The following is a 13,461-nucleotide window of genomic DNA, read 5'->3' as shown; positions in this document are numbered from 1 at the left end:
ATCCTCCCCTGACTCACTAGTTTCATACTAATGTATCATAAATCGGTATGGATGATAAGCTTTCAAAAGAAAAGCAATCAGACACCCGGTCCGGGTATGCATGATCGGGTATTAAAAGCTTCATACTAACGTTAAATTGACGAAAAGGAGCAAATCCAGTGAAGAAAAAAACTAGAAAACTTCTGATCCGAAAATACGCAATTATCCTACTCTTAAGCATTTTGTGTTTATCATATCTGTATTTGGGGGATTGGCTATTTGGTTATGGAGTGGGCAACATCCGGTACATTCTAAATTACTTACTATACACTGCCTCTGAGAAAACCGCGGCCATCATCTTGCTGTTATGTCTGATTGGTCCTGATATTCTGGCCTGGAAGACCGGACGTCAACCTGAACGCGGAGCTGAAAAGTGACTCTTTACCGCTGTAACAAGGATAAGGATCAGCGGGATTAACACCATAAAGAAGGGATACACCGTATACAGCAGTTTCCCACCCTCATCTATATGCTCGGTGAAGCTTCGTGCATCCAGCATAGAACTAAACAAGATAATCAAAGCTGTCGGATAGACCATCCTCCGATAAGGAATTTTAAATAACTCTGATATACCTATCAGGGCTGCTGCAAAAAAAACTGCCATTTTAAAAAAAACACCAATGATAAGCACCATAACAACTAAAATATCTAGCCGTTGAACAAAATCAGAAATAGAAATCTTACTAATCGTAGGCATCAGCGGAAGTAGCGATCTTTTAACAATATCAGATCCAAGAACAGATATGTTTAAGACCATAGTCAGACTCAATAGTATGCCTGATACAAATATACCCGTTGCAATGATCCAGGGCCCTTTTTTTGCGTTATCAAGATAAGGCATCAGCATAGTAAAACAGACCATTTCACCAAAAGGAAACATATAATTTTGTTTGACTACAGAGGCGAGGATGGGCTCGAATCCATTCTCGAAAACGGGCTGAAGAAAATGGAGATTAATTGAACCCGAAAACATCAGCATCATCGAGCAAAAAAGACCTATCATTAATACAAGCGTTAAGAAAACCATCGAAGTTCTGGCTAATACCTCTATTCCCTTATGCAATACATAAGCGCTTGATAAGACCATCAGCATGGCTATAATGAATAACGGAGTCCGATGCATGGTTGCCATAACAAGCATGGTGCTGCCATCTCGCAAATCCCTTCCCGCTAAATTCAGAAATAGGATGATGTAACCTAACGCTATTACCGATCCCAAATATCTGCCTAGTACCTTTCGGACATAAGCCGTTAGCGGTAAATCAGGAAACTTTCGATAGAGAAAGGTATATCCCGCGAAAACAGCCACTCCAATAAAATCACCGATCATAATGGAAATCCATGCATCTTTTCCCGCTTCCATCCCTAGATTCACCACCAAAGCTGTCCCAAGCTCGAACAACAATGTTAAGGAGAAGATTTGGAATACACCAATTTTTATACTGCCTTTATTCATACCCGCTCCTCCTTAAACGTTATTTCTTATTGACCTGAAAAGAATCGCTTCGCATATCGGTATGCCTAATCACGACATCCTCATCAATCTTAATCTCACAGGTCGCAAATATATCCTCCCAATGATCTTTGACTTTTTTCCATCCACGAGGATTCTCACGTTCTACCACTTCTCCAAAACCCAAATAGTCACTCTTTAGCGCTCTTGATTCATTTATCGCTTCCCATACTTGATCTCGTGTATGCTTCTCCATAAGCCTGGACAGATCATTTAACACATTGGGGTCCCTCAGATTCAAATTATTGGGCGACTCTTTTAAACCTGCTTGTTGAGTAATGTTTATGGTAAATATTGGATGCTCTGCATCTTTTGCGTTCACCTTGACTTGAACCTGCGAGAGATACACATTAAAAGACACATATTCGTTCTTACCGATAGCAACCACTGCAGGCACTTGTGTGATTTTATTTTTTAACAGGGCGGACCCAATGGCTTGATCTCCGTGTAGCCACCCGATCAGTTTGTCATTTTTAAAAACAGCCAGCTCTGTAACCCGCAGCGCAGCCTTCGGTTTGATCGTTTTAATATTTTCATTCGAGTCTCTTCGCTCCACATCACCAGTAACTTCGACCCCATTAATCATCGGCCCCCCACTAGGAATTTGAATCCCGCGTACGACATCATCTACCTCCATTCGGTAATTGTAGCCAAACTGTTTGGAGGTCGTCTCAAGCTTTTCCACCAAATCATTCGCTGGAATTCTTCCGAAAACAGTCATCGTAGTCATACTTTCGCTTGCTGGTTGTCTCTTAGATATAAAGAGAAGACTGGTTAATCTCGTTTCACTTTCTCTTTCCAATACATCCATAATGTCCTTGATTCCTTCACGGGCAAATTTTTCCGAAATTACGACTACTCGAATATGACCAAGTGACAAAAAGCGGGCGGTCTGACGGGAGCCGTCAGCCAATGCTTCAAACATGCTGCGACCTTTGCCTTTATAAACTGCAACAGGTGAGGTCCCTCTGGCATTTTCTCCTGAAATTTCGTCTGCAATAATGACTTGAAAGGTAAGGACATATTTTTCCTCCTCCGTAGAGCCTCTATCAACGGCCACACCTGTAACAATCGCTCTTCTGTTTAATTCAACGCTGTCCCAGCAGCCAGTGAGCACGAGAAGCAGTATAAGAGGCCACGCAGAACGAATTAGAACATTCCCTTTAACTTTCATCAGAAGCTCCTTTCTTATTAGAACCCCCACCATCGTCTATCCCATTGATGACAGGTGAAAGGTTAGCTTCATGTCCAGTGTTAATTTTCTCACCCGCCGGACTATCCCCGTGTTCACCGGGAGAAGTAGAACGTCCCTTATTATGAATCCATACAGGTAACCTTAAAAAGGTATCTTTTTGCCTCTTCACCGATAGAGGAACTACGGGTGACAAGTAAGGGATACCAAATGAACGCAGACTGTTCATATGTGCAACCAGTACGATTAAGCCAAGTGTAATGCCGTAAAATCCAAACATACCTGCAAGTATCAAAAAAGCAAATCGAATAATCCGCCCTGAAATTGCCATGTTATAGGAGGGAATTGCAAAACTCGCAATACCTGTTAGTGCCACAACAATAACCATAACCGGCGTGATGATCCCAGCCTCTACCACAGCCTGCCCCAGAATCAAAGCACCCACAACGGATACGGTTTGCCCCACCGCACGGGGCATTCGCACTCCAGCTTCTCTGATAATTTCAAACGCCCCCTCCATTAATATCGCCTCCACAAAAGCCGGAAATGGAACATTTTCTCGTTGCGATAACAGGTTGATTAATAAGGTTGTTGGGATCATTTCATAGTGAAACGTGGTTAATGCTATATAGATAGAAGGTCCCAAGATTAGAACTATAAAGCTGATATACCGGATAAGCAGCATAAAAAATGAGATATCGAACCTTTCAGCATAATCCGATGAGGATTGAAAAAAAAGTGTGAAAACGGCCGGCAAAATCAATATAAAGGGAGTTCCATCTACAACAAGTACTATTCTTCCCTCTAAAAGATTTGACGCCGCGACATCTGGTCGCTCACTGTTATTGATTGTTGGAAATGGAGTGAAGGTTTTATCCTGAATCAGCTCTTCGATATAACCGGATTCCAGAATCGCATCGATCTTAATCTCTCCCAGCCGTTTCCTCACTTCATCGACCAGCTTTTCGTCAACAATGCCTTTAATGAACATCAACGCCACAATCGTCTGAGATACCTCACCAATTCTCATATACTCCAATCTTAAATTAGGAGTTTTTAGTCTTCGACGGATTAAGGAAATATTCGTGGCAAGCGATTCCACAAAGCTGTCCTTGGGTCCCCGAACAACAAGCTGAGAAGTAGGCTCAGTGACCGAACGTGTCTCCCCGCCTTGGGTATCACACACAATCGCACTGGTATATCCCTCAATTAAAATCACCGTATCTCCCGAAAGAATTGCCAGCAGAATTTCTTTCCATTCGTCCTGTATCTTAGCATCACCAATTTCTAGGGTACGATTCAGTATAAAATCCATCACATTTCCTGAGGTAGGGATTTGCTCGTTTAACATCTCATTAGTAACACCGAGCAAAGAACCGACAATAAATTCGTCAACGGCCTCCGGTTGAACCAAACCACTAAGATGAAGAGCCGCTGCATGGACAGGACTGTGTTCACCTAGCTTTACCTGTCTTATTTTGAGATCAGGACTATCACCTAGCTCAGTAATTATATGTTCTATCGACTGCGTAAGATTTATTGTTAGTCTGCCTGACTGTGAAGGATTCCCTTGCAGGTCATTGCCGGACTTATTTCTTTTATTCCATCCTTTCATGTTCAGCAAGTTCACCTCTTTCTCATAATTAAGACTATTATTTTCGGTTAGGTCTTCCATTATTCGGATTGAAATGCAGCACAACATCGAAACAAAAAAAAGCAATCCAAGAATGAGCTCTTGAATTGCCCTTTATTCAGTAATACGATTCGAATCATTATTTTTTATAGCACTACACTACCTGTGAATGCAACCTCAGCAGGACCTGTCATATACACATGGTTATCATCTTCATTCCATTCAATGAAGAGATCGCCACCCTTTAGACTAATCCAAGCCGCTCGATCTGTCAGGCCATTCAGCACTGAAGACACTAAGGTTGCGCAAGCTCCAGTCCCACAAGCAAGTGTGGGTCCAGCCCCACGTTCCCATACCCGCATATCTACTCTACCTCGATCCAGAACCGTTGCGAACTCGACGTTTACCTTTCTTGGGAACAACGGATGTACTTCTAACTTAGGTCCCCATGTCGCAAGGTCAAAAGATACGGCATCGTCTACATAAATAACGCAATGAGGATTACCCATTGATACTGCTGTAAACTTAAATTCGGTTCCGTCCGATTCAATCGACTCTGAGAGTACTGGTTCTGCATCAATAGCTACCGGAATTTGAAGACCGGACAATATAGGTTCGCCCATATCAACCGTTACAGTTTCCACCACACCGTCTTTCACATTCAAGGTAACCTTTTGCTCTCCGGCACCAATCGTTTCAATTACTATCTGCTCGGAGTTTACAAGGCCATGATCATATACATATTTAGATACACAGCGGATAGCATTTCCGCACTGCTCCGCCTCCGAACCATCAGAATTCATAATTCGCATCATGTAATCACCACGTTCAGACGGTAGGATGTATACAAGTCCGTCCGCGCCAATTCCGAAGAACCGATTGCATAGAGTTACAGCAAGCTCTGCTGCATTGCTTGGTAGTTCTTGCTCGCCAAAAACTACGATAAAGTCATTGCCGAGCCCGTGCATTTTTGTGAATTCCATTGAAAGTCCACTCCTAAAGGTTATGTTATGTTAGCAATCGCTTAAGCTTAATATTCTGTGTAATGTAGCCCTTCACAAGTATACGAGCTGTTAACTGCAACAAGTATACCTTTAGGAATGGAGCAATACTATTAACTTTATGCCGAAATTTTTGTACTTTTTATCATCGAATTGCTTCCGCTACGACCACGATTACGTTTTCCACCCCAAACACTGCCAGCGCCCATCAGGAAGGTCGGAATCCCCGCTGTTACAAATACAAGGCACCACTCACGGAAATTAAGCGGCACTGTTTTGAAGACAGGTTGTAGAAACGGAATATACATCACAGCCAGCATCAGAATCACGGATGACAATACAGCAAGAACCAGGTACTTATTCTGAAACGGATTTCGATGGAACACCGAACGTGAACTGCGGCAATCGAAGACATGAATCAACTGCGCCATAACGAGTGTCGCAAAAGCTACGGACTGAGCTCGAATCAGCTGCGCTGGATTCTCTGGTGCCACACGTAAGGTTAGCCAAAATGCACCTAACGTACATAAACCGATTAAGAATCCACGGCTTATGATCTTCCACCCTAAACGGCGGGCAAAAATATTTTCCTTCGCCCCACGCGGTTTATGCTCCATCAAATCCTTTTCGGGTTGGTCAACACCAAGCGCCATCGCTGGCAGTCCGTCTGTCACCAGATTCACCCATAAGATTTGGATAGGCACGAGTGGCAGAGGCAGACCAAGCATCATAGCGAAGAACATCGTCAAGATCTCTCCCACATTTGATGCTAGTAGATATCGAATGAATTTACGAATGTTCTCATAAATGTTTCTACCCTCTTCAATGGCAGCAACAATGGTTGAGAAATTGTCGTCCCCTAGGACTAGAGAAGAGGCTTCCTTGGTCACATCTGTACCAGTGATCCCCATAGATATTCCTATATCTGCCGCTTTAATGGCTGGAGCGTCATTGACTCCGTCCCCGGTCATAGCCACTACATGACCACGACGCTGCAAGGATTTCACGATACGAAGCTTATGCTCAGGAGATACGCGGGCGAATACATACACATTGTCTGATACTTTATCCAGCTCATCATCATCCATCCGAGTTAGTTGAGCCCCTGTTAGTACCGTGCCTCCACGTTGCAGAATTCCTAATTGATGCGCAATGGCTTCTGCAGTTGTTCCGTGGTCCCCTGTAATCATTACAGTCTTAATTCCTGCTCGACGTGTGACGCTAATGGCATCGCGGACTTCACGCCGCGGCGGATCAATCATCCCTGCCAATCCGATAAAAACGAGCTGGGATTCCGCATCCTTTTCACTGTCCATTTTTTCACTTGGACGAATATCACGATAAGCCATACCTAGGACACGAAGAGCACCTGATGCCATTTGCTCATTAGCATCGAGTACTTTCTGCCGCAATGTTGGCGTTAAAGGCACAACACCGCCCTCCCAGAGCATATATGAACAGCGATTAAGCAGAACATCAGGTGCACCTTTCGTACATACCATCCGTCCTCCGGGATGACCAATGATAACTGACATTAACTTCCGCTCAGAATCGAATGGAAATTCCTTCTCACGGGAATATGTTACAGCTAGTGTCTGGGCAGTCAAACCCATCTTCCCTGAAAGTGCCACGAGGGCTCCTTCGGTCGGATCTCCTTTAAGCTCCCAGATGGATGAGCTGTCAGATGACTTATCAACTACGATGTCCTTATCCTTCCCTTTACGCTTACCCCGTACTTCAGTCGGAAAGGTCTCGATGATCTCTGCATTACTGCACAAAGCACCCACCTGTAGCATCCGTCTTAAACTTTGATCATTTTTGAGATCTACCGGTTTACCTTTCTCTAGAACCTGTCCGTTCGGCGCATACCCTTCACCTGTTACTTCAAGCCCACGTCCACCCGTCCATAATCGGGTAACTGTCATTTTGTTCTGAGTCAATGTTCCCGTCTTGTCGGAACAAATGACGGATGCGCAGCCCAAGGTTTCCACTGAAGGTAATTTACGAACGATAGCCTTACGTTTGATCATCCTCTGCACGCCCAGTGCAAGTGCAATGGTTACTATGGCCGGAAGCCCTTCGGGAATTGCAGCGACCGCCAAGCTCACCCCAGCCAAGAACATAGCTGTGGCAGGCTGTCCATGTAAAATACCGGCTGCTACAACCACAATAGTTAAACCTAGTGATACATAGATCAAAATTTTCCCTAGCTGCTCGAGACGATGCTGAAGCGGAGTTTCCTGAGATTCTGTATTCTGGATCAGGTCTGCAATCTTACCCATCTCAGTGTCCATACCCGTTCGAATTACGATAGCTTTACCAGTACCCCTGGTTACCATTGTGCCCATGAATCCAAGATTCTTCTGATCGCCGAGCGGAATCTCCTCCGCGCGGATCACATCCGAATGCTTCGAGACAGGCAGCGATTCCCCAGTTAGCGCGGATTCCTCCACATATAGAGAACTGCAATCCAGCCATCGTATATCCGCGGGTATTCGATCACCACTCTCCAGCAAGACAATATCACCTGGCACTAACATTTTTGCTGGAATGACCTCGCTATTCCCTCCACGCAGAACTTTGGCAGAAGGTGCGGAGAGCTGCTTTAAAGCTCTTAGCGAACGTTCGGCGCGGAACTCTTGAACAAACCCAAGGGCTCCGTTTAAAAGGATAATCGCGATGATCGTGATGGCATCCAAATATTCGCCAAGCAAACCGGATACGAGCGTCGCACCCATAAGCACAAGCACCATGAAATCCTTAAACTGGTTCAACAGCAGGGTAAACGGGGATACGGTCTTTCCTTCGGACAGCTCGTTATACCCATTTTGCTTCCGTCGCTCCGCGGCATCCTCTCCACTGAGGCCCGTCCTCGGATGGACATTGAACATTTTCTGCAGCTCTTCTGCACCGAGCCGGTGCCAACTGTTTTGTTCCATGACTTTTCTTTCCCTCCCGGTCGTTTCTTGACTTCCGGCGGCGCACAGCTTTTCCACCTGTTCATGACCAAGTGTATTCAAGGTCGTCCAATAATATCACCGCCTATCTAATTCCCCTTTTGCACGAATGTCCCAAAGTATGGCATCATAGAGAGGTAAGCTTTAACGTCTTCGGTGTTCTAATAAGGGCGGTAAGCGTTTAAGCGAAGAATATAAGACCTAAAGTATGGTGTACAACTTATACTTTCTTATATTTATAGAATTATAGAAATTCATTTCACGTCGACAGGAGAGCTTTATCATGGCATTAGACGGCATAGTTACACGAGCTATCGTGCACGAACTGCAATCATTCATCGGTGCACGCATAGGCAAAATATATCAACCGAACAACCACGATCTTATCTTCAACCTACGGGGCGCCGGCGGCGGTGGCAAGCTATTACTCTCCGCTAATCCGACATATCCCCGTCTGCATCTTACAGAAAGAAACAGCATAAATCCTTCAGAAGCACCTATGTTCTGCATGCTCATGCGTAAGCATTGTGAAGGCGGGATAATCGAGAGTATCGCTCAGGTAGGCATGGAACGAATTATTCACATAAATGTTAGGACTAGAGATGAGCTTGGAGACGTCTCTGCCAAAAAGATCATCATAGAGCTCATGGGACGTCATAGTAATATCATCCTTACAGATCTCAGCACTGGAACGATCATAGACGGCATTCATCACGTTACTCCATCAATCAGTAGCTACCGGATCGTAATGCCCGGAGTCGCTTACACAGAGCCTCCTCAGCAACACAAGCTCAACCCTCTGGAAATCGACAAAGAACAATTTCTACATTTGATCTCAGCAGCTGAAGAAGCCGCTCTACTGAAAGAAGATGAGAATGAGACCGAACCAGAAGAAATCATAGAAGGTGAGCTCGCTAATCTGATTACAAAAGAAGAAGTTGAGCAGAAACCAGACGGATCAGGTGGTCCCTCTCCATCTGCTGATCCCGTTGGCTGGATGGTGCATGCCTTCAGTGGAATGAGTCCACTTGTTGCAGGAGAGATCGCTCTTCGCCTCAGAAATGACCTAGAAACAGGCGATACACAGGAATCCACAGCAGAATTCCCAACAAAGTTATGGGTCGCCTTCCAGTCTGTAATGGGACCTGTGCATAATTGCGAATTCTCTCCTGTTTCAGGTGCGAATGCAAAAGGGAAAATGATTTTTTCCGCGATTCCGTTAACCCTATTGGGTGAACATGCGAAGCAATATAACTCGATCAGCGAGTGTATGGAGGATTATTACGGGGATAAAGCCGAACGTGATACGGTGAAGCAACGGGTAAGTGATTTGATCCGTTTCCTAAGCAACGAACGAAGCAAAAACGTAAAGAAGCTCGCCAATCTTCAGAAGGATCTAGACGAAGCTCAAGACGCAGATCGTTATCGCATTTGGGGTGAATTGTTATTCGCATCGTTACATGCCGTGTCCAAAGGAGATAAAGAAGCCTCATTGGTCAATTATTATGACGAAAATCAGGCTGAAATGGTCATCCCGCTTGACCCTTTATTAAGCCCATCAGATAACGCACAACGTTATTTTAAAAAGTACAACAAGTATAAGAACAGCCTTCTTGTTATTAATGAGCAGTTGATTAAGACACATGAGGAAATTTCCTACATGGAAAGTTTACTCCAGCAGCTTGCCCATGCTTCATTGAATGACATAGAGGAAATCCGTGACGAACTTGTAAGCCAAGGATACCTACGTGACCGAAGCAAAAAGGGTAAGAAGAAGAAAAAAGCAACCAGACCTACATTGCAAGTCTTCACCTCTTCAGAAGGCATCGACATTTATGTCGGAAAAAACAATTTACAGAACGAATACGTCACCAATCGACTAGCTTCGCCTAATGACACATGGCTGCATACCAAGGATATCCCTGGTTCTCATGTGGTCATCCGAAGTGAGGAGTTTGGAGATGCCACATTAGAAGAAGCCGCCCAGCTTGCTGCTTATTTCAGTCAAGCGAAGCAATCAAGCAGTGTGCCTGTCGATTGCACACTGATCCGCCATGTACGTAAACCGAGTGGTTCCAAACCCGGATTTGTGATCTACGATCATCAGAAGACGTTGTTTGTCACACCGGATGAGGATCGTATTAAGAGTCTCCCTAATACGTTAAGAAGCTAAATCATAAAAAAAACCGGTTGTCGTCCTTGTATGGATGACAGCCGGTTTTCATATTTTGCATGAGTTCATGACCTCTAATTACTTATTAAATTCTTCAACTGTTCCAGCACATTTACAGGAACCGTAACACTACCGATATCTCCATGAAAGATAACGCCTTGACGGGCACCATGAAAATCCGAGCCACCGGTTACAATCAAGCCATATTCTTCAGCCATGGTTAGGTAACGCTCTGAATCAGTGGACTTGTGATCCGAATGATAGGCCTCAATCCCTTTAAAAGCACCCTGCTTCAATATCCCTCGCACCAACTGATCGTCACCGTATAGTACTGGATGCGCCAATACTGGAGAGCCACCGGCCTCGATAATCCAATCACAGGCTTCCTCGGGCGTGATTCGCGGAGGGGACACGTAGGCTGCTGCTCCTTCGGCTAAAAATTTGCTAAAGGCATCTCTCATATCTGTAGCGACTCCAAGACGAACCAGCTCATCAGCAATATGTGGCCGGCCAATACTTTCATCAGGCTTCAGTTCCCGCCCAATCCCCGCGACCACTGCCTCCAGTGTTATCTTAATTCCTAGCCCACGTAGCTTAGAGATTATCGCTTCATTCCTTACTGCCCGAGTATCCCTTAGCCCTTCCAAGCGGGATAGAAACAATTCATTTGTTGGATCTACGTAGTAACCAAGAACATGAATATCTTTACCACCAGCACGAGTGCTGATCTCTACACCCGGTACAACAGTAATTCCGTACTTCTCTCCTGCTTCGCAGCCTTCCTTCACACCGGCCACCGTGTCATGATCCGTAATGGCAACAGCGGTTAAGCCCTTCTCTTTAGCGAGACATACATTTTCCTCCGGTGGCTGAATGCCATCCGAGGCTTGAGTATGCGTGTGGAGATCGCATCGACCGACGTTAACATGCTCCGATCCGTCGCCCTTCAGTTCATCCAGTCTAGTTCCATTCTCCATCTCTATCACCTCTAACGCTAGTTTCTAAGTTTCCGTTTTTTAGCCATACAAGCTTTAATTATCATTCGAATGCTCACGTAAAAAAGTCAAGAATGTCACTGCAGAAATCGGCAGCAGTGTCGATTTTAAATGAATGGCGTAGAACTGTCTTTTAAAGGAGGCATCCGAGATATTCACGATTTTCAAAAGTCCAAGCGCCACCTCATGCTTAACAGAAGAGGTTGAGATAATTGTTATTCCAAGTCCAGCCTCCACTGCCGACTTCACAGCACCCGTGCTACCAAGCTCCATCACTATTTTCATGGCTCCCGGATCAAGCCCCTTCGAGAACAGCTGCTCTTCCATCACACGCCGCGTTCCTGAGCCCTGTTCACGCAATACGAAAGGGTGCTGAAGCACATCTTCCAGAGTAACCTCCTGCTGCTCTGCAAGTGGATGATCATGGGGTACAATCAACTTCAGTTCATCCCCCATCACCGGCTCAATCACCATATCAGGATGTGTCACCGGCGCTTCAATTAAACCGAAATTCAACTGATGCTTTAGGATTTCCTCCATAATTTGCGAGGTATTCATGACTTTCATCATAATTGAAATGTTCGGATATTGCTTTCCAAAAGGACCTAACAGCCGCGGCAGCACATACTCCCCAATGGTAAGGCTTGCCCCAAGCTGCAGACGTCCCTCCAGCATATGCGTAAACGCCGACATCGCTTGATCTGTCTCACGCATCAATTGAATGCTGCGCAGCGCGTATGGCATTAGGGTATGCCCTGCTTCGGAGAGCATGATTTTTTTGGTAGAACGATTAAAGAGCTTAGTTCCAAAATAATCCTCTAGCGCCTGTACTTGCATGGTCACTGCTGGTTGAGTCATATGTAGTGTCTGCGCCGCCGCTGAGAAGCTCCCTCGTTCTGAGACCGTATAAAAGATATGTAACTGATGAAAGTTCATGTGCTGCAACTCCTTGTGCTGTCTTTAGAAGAAACTTAAGGATTATGTATGATATGAAACTTATGCTTTCTTATATTTTTAAAAAGGACATGCAGCCACCGCTGCATGCCTTCAGTCCGAACTTTATACACTATTTGCGTTTACGCTTCTTCTTCGTTAGCTTAGTGCGGCGGGAATTGCGCAGCAGCGAAAAGTAAGTCTTTAAATCTCTCAATTGTGGTGTTGAAGAGATTCTTCCAAGAAACGAAACGATGATCATAGAATATAATGGCTGACCTGAAATATCTTTTTCTCCTGTCAATTCCGTGAACTCAGCGATTACTACAGAGTCATCGTCAATTAAATACGCGTTAAAATCACTGTCTGAAAAAGGCTTGAGCCGATTCTGCATCAGGCACTGCCACATCCATGCGGCGACCTCTTCGTCATTGCTTACACCTTTACTGATCCGGTCCAAATAACGACTCTTCGCATGATTTGTTATAACGATGTCAGCGACCCTGTAGTCGTTCAGCATGATGTGGAAGGGCTCGTAAGTGCTGGGCCAATCCGTCCCTTTGTTGCGCATCATCATCACACTCCACCATAAGGGTCTTTGTATGTACTTAATGTTGTCATCTTACCTCATTGCTGAAAGTTGTACAAGTTCAGACCACAGGAGAAGCCGCGTTTACTCTAGATCTGCGCATAAAAAAACAGGCGCTGCTTAAGCGCCTGTTCATCTCCAAAAATTACATACCGTAATTACGGGACTTGTCCGGCCCATTACTGGTATACTCTGTCTTAATTTCGTTACGATAGGATCTTTCGATCTTACGAACGTAGGAGAGTCTGCGGACATTCTTCATAACTTCCTCGGCACGTTCTGCATTTACATACATCACTGCGTAATGCATTTTCCGAGAAACATAATGTAATGTTCCGTATTTCTCAAGGTTACGTGCCGCTTTAACGTCACTTACCCAAATGATGTATCCTGTCCGTTCCGCAAACATAAGCTTAACCGCCTTTCTCTCTCTAAA

The 13,461-nt window shown here is 44.9% G+C and carries 11 protein-coding genes; 2 read left to right on the top strand and 9 right to left on the bottom strand.

What is annotated here, in order from left to right:
- Positions 1-158: 158 nt before the first annotated feature.
- Entirely contained in the window at positions 159-416 is a 258-nt protein-coding gene (locus NST74_RS12140) for a hypothetical protein (protein ID WP_341112258.1), read from the top strand.
- On the opposite strand, the gene NST74_RS12135 is transcribed toward NST74_RS12140, so the two are convergent.
- The 5 genes from NST74_RS12135 to NST74_RS12115 all read right to left on the bottom strand — a co-directional run bounded on the left by NST74_RS12135 (position 389) and on the right by NST74_RS12115 (position 8,317).
- Complete coding sequence (locus NST74_RS12135; protein WP_341112257.1) at positions 389-1,495, bottom strand: GerAB/ArcD/ProY family transporter; 1,107 nt, start codon at positions 1,493-1,495, stop codon at positions 389-391. The two genes, NST74_RS12140 and NST74_RS12135, sit on opposite strands and share 28 nt — an antisense overlap.
- A 19-nt stretch (positions 1,496-1,514) precedes the next feature.
- Positions 1,515-2,726: a Ger(x)C family spore germination protein gene (locus NST74_RS12130; protein WP_341112254.1), complete on the bottom strand. Its 1,212-nt coding sequence runs from the start codon at positions 2,724-2,726 to the stop codon at positions 1,515-1,517.
- A complete protein-coding gene (locus tag NST74_RS12125; protein ID WP_341112253.1) occupies positions 2,716-4,359 on the bottom strand; it encodes a spore germination protein in 1,644 nt (547 codons plus the stop codon). The genes NST74_RS12130 and NST74_RS12125 overlap by 11 nt, the downstream gene beginning before the upstream one ends.
- 164 nt (positions 4,360-4,523) lie before the next feature.
- A complete protein-coding gene (gene dapF, locus NST74_RS12120) occupies positions 4,524-5,360 on the bottom strand; it encodes a diaminopimelate epimerase (RefSeq protein WP_341112251.1) in 837 nt (278 codons plus the stop codon).
- A 137-nt stretch (positions 5,361-5,497) separates the two neighbouring features.
- Positions 5,498-8,317, bottom strand: a complete 2,820-nt coding sequence (locus NST74_RS12115) for a calcium-translocating P-type ATPase, SERCA-type (RefSeq protein WP_341112250.1) — start codon at positions 8,315-8,317, stop codon at positions 5,498-5,500.
- A 301-nt stretch (positions 8,318-8,618) separates the two neighbouring features.
- Between NST74_RS12115 and NST74_RS12110 the strand changes: the two genes are divergently transcribed.
- On the top strand, positions 8,619-10,508 hold the full coding sequence (locus NST74_RS12110) for an Rqc2 family fibronectin-binding protein (RefSeq protein WP_341112249.1): 1,890 nt from the start codon (positions 8,619-8,621) through the stop codon (positions 10,506-10,508).
- A 74-nt stretch (positions 10,509-10,582) separates the two neighbouring features.
- Here the strand turns inward: NST74_RS12110 and NST74_RS12105 are convergent, their stop codons facing one another.
- The 4 genes from NST74_RS12105 to NST74_RS12090 form a co-directional block, all read right to left on the bottom strand.
- Positions 10,583-11,485, bottom strand: coding sequence for a PHP domain-containing protein (locus NST74_RS12105; protein ID WP_341112248.1), 903 nt, complete (start codon positions 11,483-11,485; stop codon positions 10,583-10,585).
- A gap of 54 nt (positions 11,486-11,539) precedes the next feature.
- Positions 11,540-12,439: a selenium metabolism-associated LysR family transcriptional regulator gene (locus tag NST74_RS12100; protein ID WP_341112247.1), complete on the bottom strand. Its 900-nt coding sequence runs from the start codon at positions 12,437-12,439 to the stop codon at positions 11,540-11,542.
- 130 nt (positions 12,440-12,569) lie between these two features.
- Positions 12,570-13,007: a hypothetical protein gene (locus NST74_RS12095; protein ID WP_042132104.1), complete on the bottom strand. Its 438-nt coding sequence runs from the start codon at positions 13,005-13,007 to the stop codon at positions 12,570-12,572.
- A 163-nt stretch (positions 13,008-13,170) separates the two neighbouring features.
- Positions 13,171-13,434 carry a YlbG family protein gene (locus tag NST74_RS12090; RefSeq protein WP_042126853.1) on the bottom strand — a complete coding sequence of 88 codons (264 nt, stop codon included), beginning with the start codon at positions 13,432-13,434 and terminating at the stop codon, positions 13,171-13,173.
- Positions 13,435-13,461: the final 27 nt, after the last annotated feature.

The sequence above is a fragment of the Paenibacillus sp. FSL F4-0125 genome (assembly GCF_038008565.1).
GTDB lineage: Bacteria > Bacillota > Bacilli > Paenibacillales > Paenibacillaceae > Paenibacillus_AQ.
The sequence above is the reverse complement of the archived record's forward strand: the minus strand, read 5'-3'. Positions and strand labels throughout refer to the sequence as shown.